The 22782-nt window shown below is 38.2% G+C and carries 19 protein-coding genes; 8 read left to right on the top strand and 11 right to left on the bottom strand.

Translation table 11 applies throughout. The annotated features are described in order from the left end of the window. Positions 1 to 8: 8 nt before the first annotated feature. The 6 genes from Epro_RS07135 to Epro_RS00325 form a co-directional block, all read right to left on the bottom strand. On the bottom strand, positions 9 to 155 hold the full coding sequence (locus tag Epro_RS07135; protein ID WP_169745515.1) for a DUF5679 domain-containing protein: 147 nt from the start codon (positions 153 to 155) through the stop codon (positions 9 to 11). Between the two features lie 91 nt (positions 156 to 246). Continuing rightward, positions 247 to 1068 carry an MBL fold metallo-hydrolase gene (locus Epro_RS00345; protein WP_052569548.1) on the bottom strand — a complete coding sequence of 274 codons (822 nt, stop codon included), beginning with the start codon at positions 1066 to 1068 and terminating at the stop codon, positions 247 to 249. A 101-nt stretch (positions 1069 to 1169) separates the two neighbouring features. Continuing rightward, positions 1170 to 2213 carry a M42 family metallopeptidase gene (locus Epro_RS00340; protein WP_052569546.1) on the bottom strand — a complete coding sequence of 348 codons (1044 nt, stop codon included), beginning with the start codon at positions 2211 to 2213 and terminating at the stop codon, positions 1170 to 1172. An 11-nt stretch (positions 2214 to 2224) separates the two neighbouring features. Next, positions 2225 to 5371: an autotransporter domain-containing protein gene (locus Epro_RS00335; protein ID WP_052569544.1), complete on the bottom strand. Its 3147-nt coding sequence runs from the start codon at positions 5369 to 5371 to the stop codon at positions 2225 to 2227. Beyond that, complete coding sequence (locus Epro_RS00330; protein ID WP_052569542.1) at positions 5368 to 6618, bottom strand: M48 family metallopeptidase; 1251 nt, start codon at positions 6616 to 6618, stop codon at positions 5368 to 5370. The genes Epro_RS00335 and Epro_RS00330 overlap by 4 nt, the downstream gene beginning before the upstream one ends. 336 nt (positions 6619 to 6954) lie before the next feature. Continuing rightward, positions 6955 to 10203 carry an autotransporter outer membrane beta-barrel domain-containing protein gene (locus Epro_RS00325; protein ID WP_052569541.1) on the bottom strand — a complete coding sequence of 1083 codons (3249 nt, stop codon included), beginning with the start codon at positions 10201 to 10203 and terminating at the stop codon, positions 6955 to 6957. Positions 10204 to 10529: 326 nt separating this feature from the next. Between Epro_RS00325 and tmk the strand changes: the two genes are divergently transcribed. The 7 genes from tmk (at position 10530) to Epro_RS00290 (ending at position 16821) form a co-directional block, all read left to right on the top strand. After that, complete coding sequence (tmk, locus tag Epro_RS00320) at positions 10530 to 11186, top strand: dTMP kinase (RefSeq protein WP_052569539.1); 657 nt, start codon at positions 10530 to 10532, stop codon at positions 11184 to 11186. Then, positions 11179 to 12144, top strand: coding sequence for a DNA polymerase III subunit delta' (gene holB, locus Epro_RS00315; RefSeq protein WP_052569537.1), 966 nt, complete (start codon positions 11179 to 11181; stop codon positions 12142 to 12144). Before tmk ends, holB begins: the two co-directional genes overlap by 8 nt. Positions 12145 to 12167: 23 nt before the next feature. Next, on the top strand, positions 12168 to 12971 hold the full coding sequence (locus Epro_RS00310) for a PSP1 domain-containing protein (protein WP_052569535.1): 804 nt from the start codon (positions 12168 to 12170) through the stop codon (positions 12969 to 12971). A gap of 1 nt (position 12972) precedes the next feature. Continuing rightward, on the top strand, positions 12973 to 14520 hold the full coding sequence (metG, locus tag Epro_RS00305) for a methionine--tRNA ligase (RefSeq protein WP_052569533.1): 1548 nt from the start codon (positions 12973 to 12975) through the stop codon (positions 14518 to 14520). Next, on the top strand, positions 14517 to 15293 hold the full coding sequence (locus Epro_RS00300) for a TatD family hydrolase (RefSeq protein WP_052569531.1): 777 nt from the start codon (positions 14517 to 14519) through the stop codon (positions 15291 to 15293). The genes metG and Epro_RS00300 overlap by 4 nt, the downstream gene beginning before the upstream one ends. Before the next feature lie 105 nt (positions 15294 to 15398). Continuing rightward, positions 15399 to 16001: a TatD family nuclease-associated radical SAM protein gene (locus tag Epro_RS00295; protein WP_052569530.1), complete on the top strand. Its 603-nt coding sequence runs from the start codon at positions 15399 to 15401 to the stop codon at positions 15999 to 16001. After that, positions 15991 to 16821, top strand: coding sequence for a G5 and 3D domain-containing protein (locus tag Epro_RS00290; RefSeq protein WP_052569528.1), 831 nt, complete (start codon positions 15991 to 15993; stop codon positions 16819 to 16821). The genes Epro_RS00295 and Epro_RS00290 overlap by 11 nt, the downstream gene beginning before the upstream one ends. A 1-nt stretch (position 16822) precedes the next feature. On the opposite strand, the gene Epro_RS00285 is transcribed toward Epro_RS00290, so the two are convergent. From Epro_RS00285 to thiL, 4 genes are read right to left on the bottom strand one after another with little or no spacing between them, the layout of a single operon-like run. Beyond that, positions 16823 to 17569: a glycosyltransferase family 25 protein gene (locus tag Epro_RS00285; protein ID WP_052569527.1), complete on the bottom strand. Its 747-nt coding sequence runs from the start codon at positions 17567 to 17569 to the stop codon at positions 16823 to 16825. A gap of 2 nt (positions 17570 to 17571) precedes the next feature. After that, a complete protein-coding gene (gene tsaB, locus Epro_RS00280) occupies positions 17572 to 18228 on the bottom strand; it encodes a tRNA (adenosine(37)-N6)-threonylcarbamoyltransferase complex dimerization subunit type 1 TsaB (RefSeq protein ID WP_052569526.1) in 657 nt (218 codons plus the stop codon). Further along, complete coding sequence (gene tsaE, locus Epro_RS00275; RefSeq protein WP_052569525.1) at positions 18225 to 18677, bottom strand: tRNA (adenosine(37)-N6)-threonylcarbamoyltransferase complex ATPase subunit type 1 TsaE; 453 nt, start codon at positions 18675 to 18677, stop codon at positions 18225 to 18227. The genes tsaB and tsaE overlap by 4 nt, the downstream gene beginning before the upstream one ends. Further along, entirely contained in the window at positions 18631 to 19614 is a 984-nt protein-coding gene (gene thiL / locus Epro_RS00270) for a thiamine-phosphate kinase (RefSeq protein ID WP_052569524.1), read from the bottom strand. The genes tsaE and thiL overlap by 47 nt, the downstream gene beginning before the upstream one ends. A gap of 86 nt (positions 19615 to 19700) precedes the next feature. Here thiL and Epro_RS00265 point away from each other — a divergent pair, with 86 nt between their 5' ends. Then, the gene (locus Epro_RS00265; protein WP_052569523.1) at positions 19701 to 21329 is read left to right on the top strand and encodes a ComEC/Rec2 family competence protein; all 1629 of its coding nucleotides are present in this window, start codon (positions 19701 to 19703) and stop codon (positions 21327 to 21329) included. On the opposite strand, the gene Epro_RS00260 is transcribed toward Epro_RS00265, so the two are convergent. Beyond that, a complete protein-coding gene (locus Epro_RS00260) occupies positions 21316 to 22773 on the bottom strand; it encodes a sodium:solute symporter family transporter (protein WP_052569522.1) in 1458 nt (485 codons plus the stop codon). The genes Epro_RS00265 and Epro_RS00260 overlap by 14 nt on opposite strands. Positions 22774 to 22782 lie beyond the last annotated feature (9 nt).

Here is a 22782-nt window from a genome sequence, read left to right as displayed (position 1 = left end):
AAACTATCTTATTTTTTTCCTACAATCTTAAAAACTTTTGTTCCGCAATCCGGACATACTCCGGAAAGCGCCTTCATACCGTTTTTCATAATTACATCCTGAGGATTTTTCACTTCAACCTGTTTCTTACATTTCATGCATCTTGCTTCTGCCATAATCTCCCCCTCTGTTGATATAATGCTTTTTCAAATAGTTAATCTGTTTATCTTATACCCTATTTTAGCAAATTTGTAAAGAGCTAAAGGCTTACGCTATCTTTATTGTACGGCTTTTTACGTTTCTTTTGGCGGAAAAAACGTTTACGCCTGAAATTTTTTGCGCCGAAAGACAATCTTTTGCAACTTTAAGCGCAAGTTCCGGATAGTTGTGATGCTTGCTTAAATGCGCAAGAAACACATACTTTAAACTGTCTTTGGCGCGCGATGAAATTTTAATTTCGGCTATTGCCTGCGCGCAGGCAGCGTTTGAAAGATGCCCAAACTCGCTTAAAACCCATTTTTTATTCTCATAAGGACGAAAACTTGAGCTAAGCATCTCTTCATCGTAATTGGATTCTATAACAAGTATATTGCTGTCGGCAAGGCTTTTAATTATATTTTTACAAACTTTTCCCGTATCTGTGACATAGCCTATTTTATATTTTCTTCCCGCAACTTCCGATGAAAAAGTAAAGCCGAGAGTAGCGGAAATTTTGGAATCTCTATGATACAGACTAAAACTTTCAACATTAATATCTTCTATTTTAAAACCGTCGTTTCTTTTGCGGGCATTGCAATTTTCGGCTTTATCCGGATATTTTTCAAATATATCGCTTAAAACATCTTCGCAGGAATAAAGCGGGATATTATTTTTTATAAGAAAGTTTAAGCCGGATGCGCTTATGTGATCTATATGCGCGTGCGTTATAACAGCGGCAGATAAATCTTTAGACTTAAGCCCCAAAAAAGAAAGAGTTTGCTCTATATATTTAGCGCTGACTCCGCAATCTATAAGAACCGCGGCTTTTTCGTTCCAAAGAACCGAACAGTTGCCGCTTGAACCGCTTGCAAGTATTGCAAAATTTAACACTGATTACCTCAGAATGTAAAGCGTAAATTTAAAAGCTAAAAAGAACAACAACAAATTGTTTTGTACCGTTAATTCCGCTTTTAACTTCCCACTTTGCCTTTCTAAATTTCTTTAGCCGCTTTTTTAATTGTTTCAACGGCTAAATCTACGGCGCTTTCAACATCTTTTATGTTAAATACCGACGTTGGCGCATGGATATATCTTGTAGGTATGCTTAAAATTCCGGTTAGAATTCCTTCTCGGTTTGTATAAATTATGGCGCCGTCGGTCATTCCGCCGTCTATTATATCTATTTGATGCGCAATTTTATTTTTCTTTGCCGCCTCAAGCATAAGCTGTCTGACTTTTTGAGGAACAATTGTGCCTCTGCCGGAAGCTTCCAAAAATGTCAGGGCAACGCCCGCGCCGAGTTTTAGCGCCGAAACTTTTTCTTCAATTCCGGGCATATCGCCGGCTACCGTTGTATCTATTACCAAAGCAAAATCCGGATTTACTTTAAATGACGATGTTTTGCCGCCTTTTAAACCTACTTCTTCCTGCGCCGTGGCGCACGCGTAAACTTCAGCGTCTAAATTTTTTGGGAGTTTTTCTAAAACTTTCACCATTGCGTAACAGCTTATTCTGTTGTCTGCGGCCTTGCCGTAATAAATATCTCCGTTTAACACGCCGGCGTTCGGTTCAAAAATTATCTGGTCGCCTATTTCAACAACTTTTTCAACCTCTTTTCTTGAACCAAGACCTATGTCTATAAACATGCTGTCAAATTTTACAGGTTTTTTTGCTTCTTCCGCGCTCATTAAATGCGGCGGTTTTGTGCCCAGCACGCCTTTTATATGTTCGCCTTTTTTGTTGACAATTTCCACAACTATGCCGGGCAAAATAGAATCGTTTATTGCGCCGACTTTAACAAAATAAATAAAACCGTTTGAACTTATGTGTTTTACGACTAATCCGATTTCGTCCATGTGGGCGGCAATCATTATTTTCTTTTTGCCTTTCCCCTTTTTTGCTATCACGTTTCCGAAATTGTCGGTTTCAACAAAATCCGCAACTTTGGAAAGCGCGCCCTTCATAATTTTTGCAACGTTTTCTTCGTATCCGGAAACTCCGTCGGACAACAATAAATCTTTAAGAAGTTTATCCATTCCCTTCTCCTTTATATGCCTAAAACAAAATTCAAATCAATTCTGTGGTTATCGGTATTTTCGCCGATAAGTAAATTATATCCGAAAGATATTTTTGAATTTTGCGCGACAGGCGCCCAAAGTTTTAAACCTGCCCCAAGCGAATGTTTATCTAAAGCGTTTGAAGTTGTAAGGTTTGAAACGCTTTCGTCGCCGATAAAGCTGACAAGAGTTTGCGCTTTAGTGTCGCCGAAAAGTCCCGAATAATAAACTTTAGCGTCTAAAGTTAAAATTTTTGAAATTACAAAACCTGCCTGCGCTCCGGTATTTAATCTTGATGTTTTTTCAGACGAATCGTCAAACTTTAAAGCGTAAGTTCCGTTTGATTCTTTGTATTCTGCAACATTTAAAACAAGATATTCGTAAGACGCAAAAGGAGTTAAAGTTATTTTTTCCGACGCTTTAAAACTGCGGTTTACTTTAACGCCGAAATCATACGCAGAGCCGTTATAATCGCTTTCGTATTTCTGCGCACCGACGCATCTTGTTTGGGAATAAATATTTCCGGTTCCGCTTGCGAAAAGATTTATTTCAAGCTTTTCAAAAACATTTGCGCCCGCATAGACAAAAGCGGAAAAAGCCGAAGTTTGAACATTTGCAGCGTCCGACTTATACTCGGGACGCGCAAAACTTAAACCCGTTCCCAAAACAAAAGAATTTGAAATCTTTTTATCAAGCCCCGCCGACAATGAAAAAGAGTTTATTGAATAATTTACGCTGTCGTTTGAATTTGCAAAATTATACGAAGGCGCAAACCATACGTTCCAATCACCCGCTAAATTTTTCAACGCTAAAGACGCCGCGGAAAAAATAGAATTTGAATCGTTTGAGTTTACCGCAACAGCCAAAGGCGCGCCGACGGCGCTTGCGGCGGTTCTTTCTGCGGAAAGCGTCGTTGCGTCCGTGGGCGTAAACACAACATTTAAAGCATAACCTTCCGAAGTGTTTTCAATTGCAAAATGAGAGTCTAAATTATCGTAAAAACCGGACTGAGTATTAAGCGTTCCGTTAAAAAAAACATTATCCGAAGAATTCAACGTAACGTTCGGAGAGGCAAATAAAAGCAACGGCGCTTTAAGTTTATACGCAAAAGAATTTTGAACGTTTACATTTAAAACGGCATCGGGTGAAAAAATAACTTTATCCGCTTCAATAACCGCAGGCGAATCGTAGTAAGAGACTACATTAAAAGAAGCGTTATCGCCAACGTAAAACTGATTAAGCCCCGTCATTTTTCCGTCAAAAGTAAGATTTCCCGCAAAATGCGAAACGTTTAAAGATTTTTTTGCAGCAATATTTCCGCTGTAAGACATATTAAAAGACATGTCGGGAAAAGCATTTTCGTCATTGTCAAGCAAAAGCCCGAAAGTAAGGTCGGTTACAAGCGCATTTGGGGTTGCATTCTGTATAAAATTCGCATTTTTATCCCAGTCTGAAATTATATCGCCGGAAAGCTCTGCGCCTTTTAATATAAATATTTTCCCTACAAAAGCATTTTTTGAAATATAAATTGCGGCTTTATTTCCTTTAAGAGCGCCGCTAACGGCAAACGCATTTACAAGCGCGCCGTCAATCTCCGGCAAAAGAGTTTTATCCGCCGCCCACTCGCCGTAAGCATCGGTATTTCCTCTGATAAACGAACCTCTGTATTCAACGGAATTTCCAAGAATATTATCTCCGAAATCAAAACGCGCGGCAATTCCGTTTGCGCCTAAAGCCGTAACCGTTCCCGAACTGAATATTTTATGATTTTTGCCGTAACTTACCAAAATGCCGGCGCCGTATTCCCCGTTAGCGGAAACTATTGAATTGGCGTCTATATTTACAGAGTTCCACTCGCCGTCCACGCGTATTCCAACCGAAGAAAAACCTTCCGTTAAAATACTTGCGTTTGTCATTGTTAAAAAAGCGTTTGAGCTTCCGTAAACATGCAGCCCTACGGCGTATGGCGTAAAGTTATACTCCCCGGAAATATAACCGCCGGTAGAATTTCTTGCGCTATAAGTTAAATTCAAAGGAATTGCGTAAAAACCATTGTCTGCGTATATTGAATATCCGTAAAAATTTTTTCTGTCAAGATTAATGCCTATGTCCTGTAAAAGAGCAAGTTCCGCTTCCATATACGTGCTCCAGTTACGGTATTGCTGGTGGCTCATCATGCTGTTGCGAAGTTCCGTATGACTAAAAGCGTTTCCCGCGCCGTCGCGTAAACCAAGCAGCGGAATTCCAAAAATTTTATTAGGATTATTGAAGGCAAAATATAGATCGTTGTAGTCGTGCATATCGTCCGGATCTATAACTTCGTTTACGTTTGTCCCCTGAAAAAAAGCGTATCCTCCTACGGACGGGTCGTCAAGAGAAGCGTCGCCGACCGGTATTATATTAAACGCGCCGCTTGTGTAAACAGCGGTTGAAATTATCTGCATTCCTATCTGCGCTTTTGTTCCGGTAGAGTCGTAAATGTGATTATCCATAAGAGAAAGCGCTCCGGTTCCGGAAGAATACTCCGCAAAAAACATATCGCTGCCGGAATAGAGTTTATCGCTTGATATGCCAAGAGCGTGTCCAAGTTCGTGCAAAATTACGCTTGACATATGCGCCGAAGCTCCGTTATCAGGCAAAAGTTTAAGTTTCCCCATATACCCTATGTTTGGAGCTGAGACAAAACCTACTCTTATTTGTCCGTAAGCTTTTACTCCTCCGTCAAAACCGGTATTGTAGTAATCTCTAAATTCATTATCTATTATTGCGGCAAGCAAAGTTGTTTTGCCTCCGCCGTTTGCGCCCATGGTTGATATTGCATCGGCATTTTGTATTAAGTACGTGCCGATAGAAACTGTTACGGCATTAGAATTTACAGGCAAACTTCCAAACAGCCACGACCAGTAACCCGCCGCATCTTCTATTACGGAAATATGACGCGCGCCAAGAGTCCATGCTGAAAACTCGTCCCTGTCCGCAAAAGATCCGTTGCCTGCATAAAACATATCTCCTGCATCGGCAATATCAAAATAAAAAAGAGGATTGCTGCTTTGAGAATAGGTTTCAAAATATTGTCTTGCCCAAGCCGTGCATACAAAAATTACAACCGCAATAAAAGCTGTCAGGATTTTTTTCATTTTTTCTCCGTAATTTTTATTTTCTTTATAGCCTCAATTCTTTCAAGCGTAGGAGGGTGAGAATACTCCAAAAACACTTTAAATTTATGAGGATACAAATTTGAGAGGTTATCCACAGATAATTTTTTAAGAGCGTCAATCATGGCTTTTGGCTTTTTATAAGTTTTAACGGCATAGGCGTCAGCTTCGTATTCATGCTTTCTGGAAATTGCGCTTGAGATAATACCTATAATAAAAGATATCGGAATATATAAAAATCCGAAAAACACAACGCCCGCGTAAACAGACGCGGTTTGCATTTTAAAAGCTTCAAAAAGCCACGGCGAATTTATAAAAACAGAAAGCAAAAAAAACATAAACGCCATAGAAATAAATCCGTATATTAAATCTTTCTTTATATGCCCCAATTTAAAATGCCCCATTTCGTGAGCCAGCACGCTTGTAAGCTCTTCAACCGTATGTTTTTTTATGAGAGTATCAAATAAAACTATTCTGCGAAAACGTCCGAAACCGGTAAAAAAAGCGTTAGATTTTGTGGAACGTTTCGAATTGTCCATAGTAAAAAGACCTTTCATTTTAAAATTTTCTTTCGCCGCGTATTTTTCAACGGAGGTTTTAAGTTTTCCGTTTTTCAAAGGAGTAAATTTATTAAACAACGGCATTATTACAACTGGGTAAACAAACGCAAAAAACATCTCTATTACGGCGACAGCCGCAAAGGAATAAATCCACGCAAACTTTCCAAACTCCGTAAAAAACCACAAGACAACAATAAAAATTGCGCCTAAAATTACCGCGCTTATAACCCAGTTTTTAATTAAATCCGCAATAAAAGTAACCGCTTTGGTTTTATTAAATCCGAATTTTTCTTCTATTACAAAAGTATCGTAAGCGCCAAACGGAATTTTTAAAATTTCAAGAGCAAAAAATAAAAGTCCGAAAAATATTAAGCCCGTAACAATTTCCCCAAAACCAAAAGAACGCGCTAATAAATCTGCAAAATTAAAACCGCCGGCAAATATAAAAACTATCTCAACAACGGTAAAAAACGAAGCTTGCAGCAAAGAAAACTTAGTTTTTGTTTTAAGATATTTTTGAGATTTGGCATAGCTGTCTTTATTAAAGTATCCGGTAAACTCTTTAGGAATTTTTGCAGATATGTTTCTGACGTTTAAAATATCTGCAACAGACTGCAGAACATAGATGAGAAAAATAAATGAAACAATTAACAGCATGTAAATATTCATAAGTTCCTTTTAAGGCAAGATTTATCCTATTTTACTACTTTTACACCCGAAAAGGCAAAAAAGCGAAAATAGAGGGTGGGAAGTTGAGATGGTACGAGGGTAAGAAACGGCAATTACAAACAAAAAGAAACGGCAGATTCCGGATTTAAATCGGGATCTGCCGTTTTATCTTTGTCGTTATTTGCTAATTTGCAATTGCCGTTTCGTCTTTGTTGTTATTTTCACTTTTCACTTTACCGTTAAATAATGAACACGTATAATATTTAGCAAACATGGATCCCGGATTAAGACATTCCGGGATGACACTTCGTGTCACTTTTCACTTTGCCGTTTTTGTTATTCTACAAATATTTCTACTCTTCTGTTGTTGGCTCTTCCTGCGGCGGTTTCGTTTGTGTCCACCGACATTCTGTGTCCAAATCCTATTATTCTCACTTTGCTTTCTTCTATTCCTTCTTTTACAAACTCTTCTCTCACGCTCTTTGCTCTTTTCTCAGACAACTCTTGATTTACTTCCGCTTTTCCGCTTGCGTCTGTGTGCCCTTCTATTGTTACCGACGTGTACTCATACTTCTTTATTTCTTGCGCCATCTCTTTTATATCTTCTTTCGCTTTCGGCGTTAACTCTGATTTACCTACTCCAAAACTTGCCGCCTTAATACTAAACGCTTTTATTGACGCTTTCCTTCTTGCTTTGGCTTCTTCTATATCTTTATCTTCTTTTTCTACCGCTGCCGTTGCCGTTGATTCAACAACCGCCGGCTTTGCTTTTGTTTCTACTACTGCTGCTTCCTTTCCCTTTTCCCCTATTCCTATTCTTACTCCTACGTTTGCTCCTATTGCGCTAAACTTTTCTCCGCTCTCTATATTTCCTTGTCCGTATATGTATATATTTTCGCTCACCTTTACATCTACTCCCAACGCTCCTTCAAAACCGCCTCCGCTTATGTTGCTTTCATATCCTACTCCGCTATAACTCATTTTCCCTTTCCCTGCCAGCTCATGATTATATCCTATTTCTATATACGGCTCATACTTCACTTCCCCGTTTTTCATTACTGCGTAACCTATCAATATATTCGCTTTTCCTTTTACATAATCCGCTTTTCCATACTCCAAACTCCCTACGCCGTTGGTTACCGTTGTTTTATCGTCGCCTGCCATTAGATACTGCACTTCTAACTTCGGTTCTATTCTTATATATTTATTCTCGTCTTGCTCTACCTTGAACGTTTTTCCCGCTTCTATTCCCGTTGCCCATATGTCCCTTTCAGGTTTATACTCCAACTTATCGCCTATTGAACTGTAATTTGCCATATCAAAACTTGTTATGAAATATCTGCTTGCCAAATCTACAAACCAGCCGCTTTCTTCTATCCAGCTTCCATACAACCCTACGCTTACTCCCCTTCCGTTTCCGTTGCTGTTTTCTACCCCTAACTTTGTTTTGGCTTCCAATGCTCCCGTATATCCAAACATTCCTCCAACATATATTTTATTCTTTTCCTCTCTATTTACCAAAACGTCAAAACCCGCTTCTATTCCCATTAAACTTAAATTTGTGTCCACCATATCTTTTACTTTCTCGTTTACTCCATATACCCTGCTCCACACGCCGGCTATTCCAACACCAAAACCTCTTAAGTCACCTAAGCGTTTTTCTAAACTGTTCATTCCCGCTCGCGCCAACAGCACGTTCAATATTGGCATGTTTGCCATTGTTTTATATACGTCCGTTAGTACTGGGTTTCCTCCGGCTCCGCTTACTGCTGTTCTTAAATAATAATCCCTTGGGTCTGCCGACGCGCTCCAATCGCTAAACGTTGCGTCGTCCCCTTTATACATTTTTATTTCATATGCTCCGTTATCTATTTTTCCGCCTTCTAAACTAAAATTTCCGTTTATTACTGCGTTCTCTCCGAACTCTACCGCTTTCATTCCGTCCCCTGCTGTCAGCGCTCCCATTGTTCCCACTTGTTTGCCCGCTATTTCTATATTCCCTTCATATTTATCTATTATTCTTATTTTATCAGACTCGTCGTCTATTTGTCCGTTTATTTTTACATTCATATATATCTTTTGACTTCCGCTTGCGCTTGCGTCTAACTCGTTTATTGTCAACTGGTTTCCTACGCTATTGCTTCCTGCGCTGTGCAAACCTATGCTTCCTTCTTTAAATTCTAAATTGCTTAAATACGGGTTACTATAATCTAGATATACTACCCCGCTTCCCTCTTTTGTTACTTTTATATTCATGCTGCTTGTTGTCGTATTAAACCCTATTCCGCTTTTAAAATATATATCTTTTGCTCCCCCTAAATTCAACACGCCCCAATCAGCTATGTATATGTCGTTGGGGCTTCCGTTCATTTTATTATTGTCAAACGCTATGTCCCCGTTGTTTGCTATTATGCTTACGCTTGCGCTGCTTGACACGTATATTGCTCCTCCGTAACTTCCCGCTTCGTTTCCTATGAAATTCCCTGACCCTTCTAATGTTATGCTGCTTCCTGCTTGCGCAAATACTCCCCCTCCGGCTCCCGCTATTGCTTTGTTGTTTATAAAATTCATTATGCTTCCGGCTATTTCTACCACGCCTTCATTAAATATACTGCCGCCATCGCCATTGTTTGAGCTATTGTTCTCAAAAATCACAAACCCGCCGGTAAAACTAACAGTAGAATCAGCAATGTTATAAATAGCGCCGGCATCATAATCTGCGGTGCCATTTGTGAAAGCCGCGCTTGAACCGCTAAATGTAATCAAAGATGCATCATTCATAATAGCGGCGCCATATTGCGCACTGTTACTATTGAAATGCACAAGACCGCTATTAAAACTAACAATGGATATATTATTATAAATAGCTCCGCCGAAGTCGTTTGCCATGTTATCAGCGAAAAGGACGTTTGAATTGCTAAATTCAATCAAAGATTCCTCGTTATAAATAGCTCCACCAACGTAACCTGCCGTGTTATCAACAAAAGTTACGGTTGAACCATTAAAACTAACTGAAGAATTTATATGGTTAGAAATAGCGCCGCCGTCCCCAAAACCCCAGCCACCCAAACCTGTGCTGTTATTAGTAAAAGTTACGACTGAATTAGTAAAATTAGTTAAAGAGCCCCATGTGTTCAAAATAGCGCCGCCATTGCAATAATCTCCTGCGGTATTCTCAATAAAAGTCGCGATTGTATTATTAAAATTAATAGTAGAATTATCGCTATAAATAGCTCCTCCATTGTTATAACCATTGTTGGTTCCGCTATTACCCGCGAAAATCACACTTGGACCTTGAAATTCAATCAAAGAATTTCCTTTGTTATAAATTGCGCCGCCATCTTCAGTTGGACTGTTGCTAGAGAAAATCACCGATGCTTGAAAATCTATTTTTCCGTTATTATCATTATACACTGCGCCGCCATAAGCACTGCCGGATAGATTCGCAAATGTCGTGGAGATAGTTACGTTGACTATCCCGCCGGTGCTATTATCTATGCGAGGGTAACTCTGACCATAGATATTGCCAATAAATACAAATAAACAAGATAATACAAAAACAGAATAAACAAACGTTTTTTTCATTTTTTCCCCTTAAAAAATATTTATCAACTGTCCGGATTTACTTTTTGTAAAGCAAAAAAGCCGCGCCGACATTTCGTCGCGAGGCTTGCTTTTATACAACAAATTTTAAGGGATACACTTATACCCCCCCCCGAATATTTTTCGGCTATGTTTTACTTCGTGAATTATATATTAAAAAATCTTTTTTTTCAACAAAAAAATCAAGTAAAGGATGCGTTGAACTGTTTTGAGTACACTCCGATTTGTAATTTCAAAAACATATTTTTGACACCCTGCGCCTTTTTTTATAGAATTATACGTTAATATTTAAACAAACGTATAGAAAAATGAACAAAAATAAATCTTTTTTTATTACCATTGAAGGCGGCGAAGGGTCCGGAAAAACGAGTAATTCCCTGCTTTTAAAAAAGTATCTTGAAAGCAAAGGTTTTAAAGTTCTTCTCACAAGAGAACCCGGCGGCACCGTTGCAGCCGAAAGCATAAGAAAAATTCTTTTAAATCCTAAGTCAAAACTTACTCCTTTAAGCGAACTTTTTTTATACGAAGCTGCGCGCGCGCAGCATATTGAAGAAATAGTGCGTCCGGCTTTAAAAAGCGGAGCCGTAGTTATTTGCGACAGATTTACCGACGCAACGGTAGCGTATCAGGGATTTGCCAGAAAATTAGATTTGTCTTTAATAAACAAATTAAACGCGGCGGCAAGCGGCAAACTTATTCCCGAGCTTACAATATATTTAGACATAAACCCGAAAACAGGTTTAAAAAAAGCAAAAAATTTAGATAAAGAATCTTACGGGGTAAGCGGCGACAGAATAGAAATGGAATCTTTTGAATTTCACAAAAACGTTCGCAAAGGTTATCTTGCGCAGGCAAAAAAATATCCGAAAAGAATTAAAGTTGTAAAAACCGACAAAGATATAAATAAAACGTGGTCGGCAATAAAAAAAGAAATTGACGCAAAATTGAAGATTAAAAATGTTTGAAAATATATTAGGCCAGAAAAAAATAAAGAACGTTTTGGCAAGCCAGCTTAAAAGCGGAAAATTTCCGCACGCTTATATTTTTATGGGTCAAAACGGAGTAGGCAAACGCCACACGGCCGTAGAGCTTGCCAAAGTTTTAAACTGCACGGTAAACGACTGGACAAAAACGGACGCCGGCGCGTGCGGAAAATGTTCTAACTGCGAAAAGATATCGCATTTTTCCCACCCGGATTTGCATTTTATAGATTTTGCAAAACAGGCGGAAATGCTTGACGAAGATATTGAAAAACAGAAAACTCTTAAAATTGAAACCATAAGAGAAATGCAAAAAGAAGTTTTAACAAAAGCGCACGAAGCAAAATGGAAAATTTTTATAGTTGAACCGGCTGAAAAAATGAATGCGGCGGCGGCAAACTCTCTGCTTAAAACGCTTGAAGAGCCGCCGGATAACACTTTAATTATTTTAATAGCGCGCCATAAAGAAACTATTGCGCAGACAATAGTTTCGCGTTCTCAAACGCTTTTTTTTGAGCCTTTGGGGCAAAACGAAATTGCAAGTTATCTTATGTTAAATAATTCTCTTGCGGCGTTAAAAGCCGAAGAAATAGCCGCAATAGCGGAAGGTTCCATAGAAGACGCTCAAAAACTTATAGACCCGGCCGAAAGCGAAGGTTTATCTTTGTGGCTTAAAATAAAAAATGAAAATTTAGACGCCGCCGATATTTTAAATTTATCGCGCAAAGTTGCAAAAGACGAAACGTTAGAATATATAGGCGCAATGACCGCGGAAGCAAAAAAAGATTTCAGATTATATCCGCACAGCGCTATAAAAACGCTTGAATACTTAAACAACGCGCGCGCCTTAATTTTAAAAAACGTAAACGCGCAAACCGTAATGGACAATTTGCTGTTGGATTTATACGACTTAAAAAAAACATCAAAGATGTTTAAGCTTTGAACAATAAAAAAAGAGGTTAACATATGCCATCCGTAGCCGGAGTAATGCTTAGAAGAATTAAAGATAAAACATACGCGGAAGTCTCGCATCACGACATTCGCCCGGGCGACGAGGTAATTCTTGAAACCGAGCACGGCGTGGAATTCGGCGTGGTTTTTGAAAAAGAAAAAGAAATTCAAAAAGGCAAAGAACATATCGGTAAAATTATCAGAAAAGTTACCGAAGAAGACAGAAAAAAAATAAACGAGAACGCGCAAAAAGCCGAAAAAGTTTTTCCCACGGTTCTTGAAAAAGCCAAAAACCACGAATTAGACATGAAACTTACTTACGTTCAATATACTTTTGACCGCTCCAAACTGTTTGTATATTACACGTCCGAAACCAGAGTGGATTTCAGAGAGCTTATAAAAGATTTGGGACACGTTTTAAAAACAAGAATTCAAATGGTGCAAATCGGCGTTCGCGACGAGTCTAAAATTGTCGGAGGCATAGGCACCTGCGGGCAAGTTTTGTGCTGCCAGAGTTTTTTAAAAGATTTTAATTCCGTAACCATAGACATGGCAAAAGAGCAGGAACTTTCTCTTAACACAACCAAACTTTCAGGCCTTTGCGGAAGGCTTATGTGCTGCATAGCTTACGAAAACGACACTTATAAAAATATCAAAAAAGAATTGCCGCGCGTAGGCGAAACCATCTCAACGCCAAACGGAAAAGCGCGCTTGGCGGCAATAGACTGCATAAAAGAAATTATCACCGCGGACTTCGGTAATAAAGATTTTAAGACGTTTCCCATATCTCAAATAAAAGAGTTAAATAAAAGGAATTAAAATGCGTAAATATTACATTACCACACCTATATATTATGTGAACGATATTCCGCATATAGGACACTCCTACACCACAATAGCTTCGGATATTCTCGCAAGATGGAAACGTTTGAATAATTTTGACGTTTTCTTCCTTACGGGCACAGACGAGCACGGCGCAAAAATTGCCGCCGCCGCAAAAGAAAAAGGCAAAACCCCGAAAGAGCTTGTAGATGAAATGAGCGCGCGTTTTAAAGAAGCTTGGAAACTTTTAAACATATCTTATACGGATTTTATAAGAACAACCGAAGCAAGACAAGATACGGCCGTTCAAAAATTTGTTCAAATACTTTTTGATAAAGGTTTAATTTTTAAGAAAAAATACGAAGCTCTTTACTGCACGGGCTGCGAAAGATTTTATTCCGAGAAAGATTTAGACGAAAACGGATGTTGCCACCTGCACAAAACAAAACCGGTTCTACAAGCGGAAGAAAATTATTTTTTCAAACTATCGTCTTTTCAAAACGCGCTTCTTGAAAGAATTACCGATAAAAACCATAAAGAATATATTGAAATACAGCCTGAAGAAAGAAGAAATGAAATTATAGGAAAATTAAAACTTGGTCTTGAAGATATAAGCGTTTCAAGAGCCGCTTTGGAATGGGGCATACCCGTTCCGTTTGACCAAAAACAAACGGTTTACGTTTGGGTTGACGCGTTAATAAATTATATAACCGGCATAGGTTATCCTTCCGACGAGAAAACTTTTAACAAATACTGGCCTGCGGACGTTCACTTAATGGCAAAAGATATTCTGTGGTTTCACTCTGTAATTTGGCCGGCGCTTCTTATGGGAGCCGGGTTTGCGCTTCCTAAAAAAGTTTCTTCCCACGGATTTTTCACTTCAAACGGAATAAAAATGTCAAAGAGCCTCGGCAACGTTATTTCGCCTCAGGAACTTGTAGATAAATTCGGCGTTGATGCGGCAAGATATTTAGCGGTAACGCTTATACCGTTTGGTCCCGACGGCGATATTTCATGGAACGCTTTTACTTTAAAATATAATACCGATTTGGCTAACAATTTAGGCAATCTTATTTCGCGCACAATAAAAATGGCGGAAAAATATTTTAACCTTGAAGTTCCAAACGCGCAAAACGGGCTTGAACTTACAAAAAAAGCGGCGGAAATTTTAAATAAAGATTTTTCTCCGGCCATGGACGCAATTCATCCTCACAAAGCCGCCGAAGCTTTGCAAAACGCAATTACATTAGTAAACCAGCAAATAGAAAACGACGCGCCGTGGAAACTTGCAAAAACCGAACCTGAAAAACTGCCGGCGTGCATTAATTCATACTTACAGGCAACAGCGTTAATAATTATTCATCTGCTGCCTTTTATGCCCGAAATATCCGAGAAAATTTGGAAAATAATAGGCGCAAACGGAAATATAACAGATACGGCTAAAAAGTATTTTGCCGATAAAACAATTCCTGAAAACGGATTTATTTCCGCAGGCGCAAAACTTGAAAACCCGGGAATTTTATTTCCCCGCATTGTGCAAAAATGATTATAGATACTCACGCTCATTTAACGGATTCTAAATTCAACCAAGACCGCGAGTTTGTTTTGCAAAGAGCCAAAGCCGCCGGCGTAAGTTATATTTTTGAAATAGCATGCGAAACCGGAGAATGGGACGCAGCTTTAGAGTTTTCAAAGCGCGACAATATATATGCGTCTTTCGGCATTCACCCGCAGGAAGCGCAAAACGTTTCTGAAAAAGATTTTAAAAAGCTTGAAGAACTTTTAAAAAATCCAAAAGCTATAGCCGTCGGAGAAGCAGGGCTTGATTATCACTACGAAACCGAGTCAAAACAATTGCAAAAAGAAGTTTTTATAAAACAGATAGATATCGCTATTAAACACAATAAGCCTCTCATAATACATTGCCGCGAAGCATTTGACGATATTATAAATATCTTAAAAGCTTACAAAACTCTTCCAAAAGGCGTTGTGCATTATTTTACGGGCGCCGCACAAGAAGCTAAATTTTTTACAGACCGCGGATTTCTTTTGGGAGTTGACGGACCTGTAACTTATCCGAAAAATGAAACATTAAGACAAGTTGTGGCAGAAACCGATATTTCAAAACTTTTAATAGAAACGGACTGCCCTTACCTTTCCGCGCAAAATTATCGCGGGCAAAGAAATGAACCGGCTTACGTAATTGAAACGTTAAAAGCCATAGCAGCCATCAAAAGAATTTCTTACGAAGAAGCGGCAAAAATAACAACTGACAACGCAAAAAAATTGTTCAACATTTTAGAAGATAAGAAGTTATGATGATAAGAAGGTAAGCAGCAGTCATTGCAGTTGCTTCCAGATCGCCTGTAAAAAGTATGACGAGTATTGTTAAGAGGCGAAGCGCCCTTAACAAGAGGAAATAAAATGAATACAATATCTTATGTTTTTGGAAACAATTTATATTTGAATATTACCAACCGCTGCATGATGGCGTGCCCTTATTGCATAAAACACAAATGGGCTAACAATTTTCACGGCAATGATTTAAAACTTCAAAAAGAGCCGTCCGCGCAGGATATCATAAAAAATATAGGCGATCCGAAAAAATACGGCGAGATTATTTTTTGCGGTTACGGCGACGCGCTTGTAAAACCTAATATTGTAAAAGAAGTTTCCAAATGGGTAAAAGACAACGGCGGCAAAGTACGCATAAATACCGCGGGGCTTGCAAACCGTTATCACCAAAAGAATATTTTACCGCAGCTCAAAGGTTTGGCGGATGCCGTTTCAATAAGTCTTAACGGAACAAATCCTAAAGAACATAACGAACTTAACCGTCCGGCTTTCGGCGAAGAATCTTTTGACGAAATTATAAAATTTGCAAAAGAAGCTAAAGAATACATCCCCCAGGTTGTAATAACCGCCGTAGAACTTCCGGGGCTTGACGTGTCAAAAGTTGAAAAAATTGCAAAAGACGCCGGCGTAGAATTTAGAGTTCGTCCGTATCTTGACGAAAATGAAAACTAAAATTAAAATACCGCTAAAAATAGCCGTCGCCGCTGCCGGCATATTTATTTTTTCAATTCTTTTACACTTGATAGATATATCAAAGTCTCGCGCTTATGTTAGAGTAGATAATAAAATTATTACGGTAAAACCTTACAAATTTATACCTTTAAAAACAATTCTTGCGCGCATAAACATAACGCTTGGCAAAAACGATATAATTTCACGCGATTTAAACAAACCGCTTCCCCCTCTTAAAACCGCAAAAATAACAAGAGTAAAAAAACAGACAAAAAAAATAACCGAAAAAATTCCGTTTAGAGTTACTTGGAGCAGAGTTTACAATTCAAACTTAAGAAAAACGCAGCTTCAAAGAGGCGTTGAAAAAACCGTAATAAGAATTGTCTCCGATATTTATTACGACGGAAAACTTCACAAAAGAGAAGTTTTAAACGAACGTTCAATAGCAAAAGAGCACTACCGCCTTGCGCTTCTTACGCCTGACAACAAAGTAGAAAAAGTTTATAATCTTTCAAAAATGAAAAGAAAAAAAATGGTGGCAACCGCTTACTATCCCGGAGACCCGCTTGCGTGGGGAGATGGAACCGTAACCTTTCTCGGACAGAAAATGCAAAGAGGAATAGTTGCCGTAGATCCTAAAGTTATACCTTTAAAAACAAGACTTTTTATTTCAGGATACGGTTACGGATATGCAGGAGATACGGGAAATCTTATCAAAGGCAACAGGGTGGATTTGGGAGTAAACAACGCCAAAGAAGAACAATCGTGGATGTTTAGAGACGTTACGGTATATATCTTAGAACCTTCAAGCAAATACTAAATTATCTTAAGCGCCAAAGAAGCTTCTTATATTGTTTTTGAAGCAGGTAAGACAAACGCCCTTTACGTTTTACCCCAGGGAACAAAGAATTAAACTTTCCATTATGACTTCCCTGCGAAACTATGGTAGGATGAATATAATATAAATTTATAATACCTTCACCGACGCAATATGTATAAAACCAATCGCTTACAAGCCCGCATTTATTTGAATCTACTTCTTTTATTATATTCTTTGCCGCTTCCAAATCTACGATATATGCTCCGGCGGCTCTTGTGTTATATCCATTATATCCGCCATATTCGCCTCTTTCTATTTTATAAACGGTTTGCCCTTTTTTGCGGGCGCTGCCTTTAACAAATTTCATAAATGAATCTTCCAAACTTAAATAAAAATTTTTTATACTGCTTGCTTGCTTGCTTGCTTTTATTTCAGAAATTGCTTTATGAACAGCTGCTTCAAAATTTTTATCAAGAAACACATCGTTTTCAAAAATCAATCCGTAAGGAACATTATTTTTTATCATGTCTCTTAAAGACAGAAAATGTTTATATGTACATGAAGAAATTCCCGAAACACAAGCTAACTTATCTTTAAAATTTTTTGAAATTATTTCAGCAGTCAGGTCGCATTGATCGCCGTCTAAAATATATTTAAACGGAATTTTAAGATTTCTAATTTGCTCCTGCATATGTTGATAGCGATCGTCGGAACCTTTGACATGAAGTATATAGCCCTGAATTTCCATTTTTAGCTCCTTTTTATTTTCACGGACTCTTCTGCCCACGAGCGGCGCACGTAAAGAGGTTCCGCTTTGGAATAGCTGACGCCTTTTTCACGTTGAGCCATAAAAGCAAGAACGGAAGCTTTGGGAATATTAAATACCGAAGGCAAACAAATATTGCCTAAATTTTTGGCAAGTTTTTCTTTGTAAACTTCTGCGGCATTGCCAATAATTATAATTTTATTTTTATATTTTTTATTTTCTTTTATAAATAAATCCACGCTTTTTATTACAATACCTTTTTTGCTTTTAACGTAAACCTCGTCCCTTAACGCATCTATTGCCGCCACAAGTTTAATGCCGTAAATATCAATAAAAGATTTTTCAAGAATGCTTAACGCATCTATTGAAACAACCGGTTTTTTAAGCGTTTGCGACAGCGTTTTAACAACGGTCATTCCTACTCTTATTCCGGTAAAACTTCCAGGGCCTGCGCAAACTGCAAACTTATCTATTGAGTTATAAGCGTTTCCGGTGTCGCTTAAAGCTTTTTCAATTACGGGAATTATCATTTCAGAATGCACATGTCCGCAATCATAAATAAACGAAACCAAAGTTTTTCCGTCTTCGTTAATTGCTACGCTAAAAGTTTTTCCGGAAGTTTCTACCGCTAAAATTTTCATTTCACACACTCTATTGTAATTTTTCTGTTATTGTCTCCGACATATTCCATTTCAACAAGCCAATTCGGCTTAACGCCGACAAGTCTGTCCGCCCATTCAATAATAGAAATATTATCGCCGTAAATATACTCTTCAATTCCTATATCCCAAACAGTTGCCTGAGACAATCTGTATAAATCCAAATGAAAAAGTTTATCCGCCGCGTTTGCGCCGCTATATTCACAAACAAGCATAAACGAAGAGCTTCTTGCAAACCCTTTATTGCCAAACGCGTTAACAACGCCTTGCGTGAAAGTTGTTTTCCCGCTGCCAAGATCGCCTTTTAAAAAAATAATATCGCCTTTTTTCAAAAGTTTTGAAAATTCGCCGCCTATTTTGCGCGTCTGTTCGGCAGAAGAAGTTTCAAAAATGTTTGAAACCCGCGTATTTAATTTTTTGTTCTTTGCCATTATAGAAATATTTTACCTTTTTAGAATCGGTTATTTCGCCTATATAGGAAACCGTAGGAACTAACTTTTTAACTGCCGCGGCTTTAGATTTTGCAACAGTAAAAACAAGTTCAAAATCTTCCGCGCCAAATAACGCCAAATTAATTTGTTTTTGTTTATCTTTAAAAACGTTCTTTAATTCTTTTGACAGAGGAATTTTCTCAAGCGCTATATTTGCGCCCGCTTTTGCGGCAATAAGATCTAATGAAACGTAAAGCCCGTCGGAAGCGTCCGTCATTGAAGTTAAATATTTAGCTATTTTACCCGCTTCTTTTAAGCGCGCCTGCGGACTGTTTTGTTTTTTTATCAGATATTTTTCTTCTTTATTAAATTTGCGTTTACCCGCGTATTTATATAAAAGTTCCACGCCCGCGCCGGCATTGCCGAAAGTATTTGTAACGCCTATCAAATCTCCGGCTTTAGCCCCGGTTCTTTGAACAATATTTTTACCGCCTACCGCTATAACGGTAACGGAAATAATAATTTTATCAGATTTTACGCTATCCCCGCCGGCAAGTAAAATTTTATACTTTGCGCAGGCGTTTTTAATTCCCTGATATATTTTTTCAACATATTTAAAATCTGTTTCAGGCGGCAAACCTAAACCTATAAAAATATATTTCGGCAGCGCGCCGCCCATAGAAGCCGCGTCGCTTACGTTTACCTCAACGGCTTTAGCGCCAAGTTCTTGAGGATAAGTCCACTCTTTTTTAAAATGAACGTCCTCAACAAGCATATCTTTTGTAACGCATAAATTTATGCCGCCGGATTTAAAACAAAAACAGTCGTCGCCTATGGGAACGCTAACTTGTTTATTGCGCCGCTGCAAAGCAAATTTTTTCTTTATTATGTTTATAAATCCAAATTCGCCAACGGACGATATTGTTTTATTGCTCATATTTAAGATTATACAATTTATGCTATAATTTTTGAAGATTTTTGCATCTTTGTCTAAACAGCATTTCAAAATTTTATATTGCCAAAATGAAACTTCTTCTAAAAAGACCCGCAATAACTGTTTTCATTATTTACGCGCTAACGCTGATAACTTTAGATTATTGCGGATTTTTCGCTCCGGAAAAACAAAGTTTGCTGCTAAACCTGGTAAATTCAAAAACAGATGTAAACATAGAAGGAAAAATTATTTCAGACCCCGAACCCGTAAAAAACGGAAAAAGATTTATTTTTCAAACTTCACAAGTAAACGGTAAAACAATATCCGAAAAAATTCTTGTTAACTGTCCTGCAGCATATAACGTTTCTTACGGAGACGTTTTGGCGTTAGAAGGGCGTTTAAAAATACCGCTGCAAGCTCCTTTGCCGCTTTTGTTTAATTACAGAACGTATCTTGCAAGAGAAAACATCTACACTACCTTTGACGTTAAATATTTTGAATTCATAACGTCAAAACCAAGTTTTATAAAAAAATACGCTCTGCTTATACAAAAAGACATATCAAATAAATTTGACGCGTACTTTTCCAAAAAATGCGCTGAAATTTTAAAGCCTATAATTGTGGGCGACAAAAGCTCTTTGGAAAAAGAAACAAGGGACAATTTTATAGACGCAGGATTAATGCATATTTTGGTAGTAAGCGGTTTAAACGTAGCTTATGTAAGCGTTATATTTTTATTTCTGTTTAAACTTCTAGGATTTTCTCTTAAAAAAGCTTATCTTTTGTGCATACCGTTTTTATTTTTGTATGCGCTTATAACGGGAGCGCAGCCGCCTGTAATGCGCGCGGTAATAATGTTTTCCTGCATGTTAATATCGCTTGCTTTAGACAGAGAACCGCTAATATATAACTCGCTGGCGTTATCTGCGTTATTAATACTTATTGCCCAACCTCAACAACTTTTCGGCGCGTCGTTTCAAATGTCTTACATTGCAACGATAGGCATAGTTTATTTTTATTCTAAAATTATGACATTGTTTCAAAGCGTTAACAACCCTATTCTAAAATTCTTATGCGAAACTTTTGCGGTAACGCTTTCAGCTCAAATTTTACTTATTCCAATATGCATGTATTATTTCGGCAAGATTTCGCTTATCTCGTTTGTGTCAAACATAATTATAGTGCCCGCCATAGGAATTATGCTTGCGCTTGGAATAATATTTTACTTTCTTACTTTTATTTCCCGCATACCCGCCGAAGGGCTGGCATATGTAATTTCTCTTATAACGCAAGCCGTAATATTTTTAACGGAATTTTTTGCGCAATTTAAATATGCAGCTATAAACGTTGCAAAGCCGGACATAATTAAAATGACTTTATATTTTTTGTTTGCTTTCTCATTATTTTCATTTAAAGATAAAAAACGATTTTTATTTTCAGGATTAATTTTATCCGCCGGATTTATATACGCAAAGGCCGCGCAGCCGCGCGATGCTGTTAACGTATATAAAAGCCCTTACATAACAACAACTCACACAATAAAAAACGGCAATCATTCATTTCTAATTGAAAACAAAGCGAGATACGACAACAAATATTACGCAAAATCTTTTGAAGAGTTTTTAAGATACAGCGCAATAAAAAAAGCCGACATAAAAGCTGTCGGCTTTAGTAAAGAAACCGCTGAAAAAATTGTTAATGCGACTAAATCCCTTTAAACGCTTTCTTAATTTTTTTTGCATCGGGTTTTTTTGTAAAAATACTTACCGCCGGCACAACGGCAAACGGAACAATCATAGCTATGCTTGAAGCCAAAGGCGCATTATTTGCCCCCAAAATATAAAACAGAGATATCGCCAAAAATATGCCGGAAATCATTGCGCTCTTTGCGCCCGCGCGCGTAGCGCCTTTCCAATATAAGCCGTAAACGTAAGGCGCCAAAAATCCGCCGGCGATTACTCCCCACGACAAAGACATCAGCGTTATAATAAATGAAAATTCATACTTTGCAATTAAGAAAGATATCAATAAAAATATACCCGTCAAAAAACGCATCATAAAAACAGAGCTTGCTTTTGAAACTTTCGGGTTTACATGCCCTTTATACAAATCTATAGCTATGCTTGAAGCGGAAACCAAAACCAAAGCCGACAGCGTTGACATTGACGCCGATAAAATAAGAAGCAGAATTAAAGCCATTACGCCTTCAGGTAAAAACCTGATAAGAAGTTCGGGAATCATAGCGTCAAAATTTGCTGCGCCGTTTGCGCCGAGAATAGGCGCGTTAAAAAATACGTGGGTGAGAGCTCCCGTAAAATAAGCGCATACGGAAATAGTTAGAGCAAATATAAGCGTAGTGTATGCGGCAAGTTTAATAACTTTTTCATTTTTAACGGCATAAAATTTTTGCACCATTTGAGGCATGCCCCATACGCCAAACGACGTCATAAAAATCAATGCCGCAAGCATAATATAATCCGGCGCGCCTTGAGAAAACACGTCTCTGTAATAATTTTCGGAAATCTGATGTATAGACGAAGTAAGCCCCCCGGCTTGTCCTACAAGAATTACAACCATAAGAATTGCGCCGAAAAGCATTACAAAACCCTGAATAAAATCGGTAATTGTTACTGCGAAATATCCGCCAAGTATCAGATAAACGGCAGTTATTGCAACCATTATCAAAAGAGCCGTATCAAAAGAAATATTAAAGTTAACCTCAAAAAGATAACCGAGACCTTTAAACACCGAAGCCGCGTAAGGAAGCAAAAATAAAAATATTACGGATGCCGCAATAATCTTAAAATACTTTCCGCTGAAACGCTCCTGCAAAAATTCCGGCATTGTGACGACATCTAAGTTTTGCGTCATCGTTCTTGTTCTTCTTCCTAAAACAATCCAAGCCAAAAACGAACCTATAACAGCATTGCCTATGGCAATCCACAAAACGTTTAATCCGTATCCCCAGCCGAGCTTGCCCGCAAAGCCTATAAAAATAACCGCGCTGAAATATGCCGTTCCGTAAGATAAAGCCGAAATCCAAGGACCTATTTTTCTTGAGCCGATAAAAAAATCGTTTAAAGTTTTAGTTTTTTTCATACCCCAAACGCCGGCGGCAATCATGGCAATAATAAACACGGAAACAAGAATTAAAGAAATCATTTTTACCCT

This window comes from Endomicrobium proavitum (assembly GCF_001027545.1).
Taxonomy (GTDB): domain Bacteria; phylum Elusimicrobiota; class Endomicrobiia; order Endomicrobiales; family Endomicrobiaceae; genus Endomicrobium; species Endomicrobium proavitum.
This window is presented reverse-complemented; position numbering and strand designations above follow the sequence as displayed.

Excerpts from the sequence above, each read along its gene's own strand:
- Epro_RS00325 (WP_052569541.1), bottom strand. The coding sequence starts at position 10,203 with ATGAAAAAAACGTTTGTTTATTCTGTTTTTGTATTATCTTGTTTATTT.
- Epro_RS00335 (WP_052569544.1), bottom strand. The coding sequence starts at position 5,371 with ATGAAAAAAATCCTGACAGCTTTTATTGCGGTTGTAATTTTTGTATGC.
- tsaB (WP_052569526.1), bottom strand. The coding sequence starts at position 18,228 with ATGAAAATTTTAGCGGTAGAAACTTCCGGAAAAACTTTTAGCGTAGCA.
- Epro_RS00340 (WP_052569546.1), bottom strand. The coding sequence starts at position 2,213 with ATGGATAAACTTCTTAAAGATTTATTGTTGTCCGACGGAGTTTCCGGA.
- tmk (WP_052569539.1), top strand. The coding sequence starts at position 10,530 with ATGAACAAAAATAAATCTTTTTTTATTACCATTGAAGGCGGCGAAGGG.
- Epro_RS00300 (WP_052569531.1), top strand. The coding sequence starts at position 14,517 with ATGATTATAGATACTCACGCTCATTTAACGGATTCTAAATTCAACCAA.
- Epro_RS00330 (WP_052569542.1), bottom strand. The coding sequence starts at position 6,618 with ATGAATATTTACATGCTGTTAATTGTTTCATTTATTTTTCTCATCTAT.
- Epro_RS00260 (WP_052569522.1), bottom strand. The coding sequence starts at position 22,773 with ATGATTTCTTTAATTCTTGTTTCCGTGTTTATTATTGCCATGATTGCC.
- Epro_RS00295 (WP_052569530.1), top strand. The coding sequence starts at position 15,399 with ATGAATACAATATCTTATGTTTTTGGAAACAATTTATATTTGAATATT.
- thiL (WP_052569524.1), bottom strand. The coding sequence starts at position 19,614 with ATGAGCAATAAAACAATATCGTCCGTTGGCGAATTTGGATTTATAAAC.
- Epro_RS00290 (WP_052569528.1), top strand. The coding sequence starts at position 15,991 with ATGAAAACTAAAATTAAAATACCGCTAAAAATAGCCGTCGCCGCTGCC.
- holB (WP_052569537.1), top strand. The coding sequence starts at position 11,179 with ATGTTTGAAAATATATTAGGCCAGAAAAAAATAAAGAACGTTTTGGCA.
- Epro_RS00285 (WP_052569527.1), bottom strand. The coding sequence starts at position 17,569 with ATGGAAATTCAGGGCTATATACTTCATGTCAAAGGTTCCGACGATCGC.
- tsaE (WP_052569525.1), bottom strand. The coding sequence starts at position 18,677 with ATGGCAAAGAACAAAAAATTAAATACGCGGGTTTCAAACATTTTTGAA.
- Epro_RS07135 (WP_169745515.1), bottom strand. The coding sequence starts at position 155 with ATGGCAGAAGCAAGATGCATGAAATGTAAGAAACAGGTTGAAGTGAAA.
- Epro_RS00310 (WP_052569535.1), top strand. The coding sequence starts at position 12,168 with ATGCCATCCGTAGCCGGAGTAATGCTTAGAAGAATTAAAGATAAAACA.
- Epro_RS00265 (WP_052569523.1), top strand. The coding sequence starts at position 19,701 with ATGAAACTTCTTCTAAAAAGACCCGCAATAACTGTTTTCATTATTTAC.
- metG (WP_052569533.1), top strand. The coding sequence starts at position 12,973 with ATGCGTAAATATTACATTACCACACCTATATATTATGTGAACGATATT.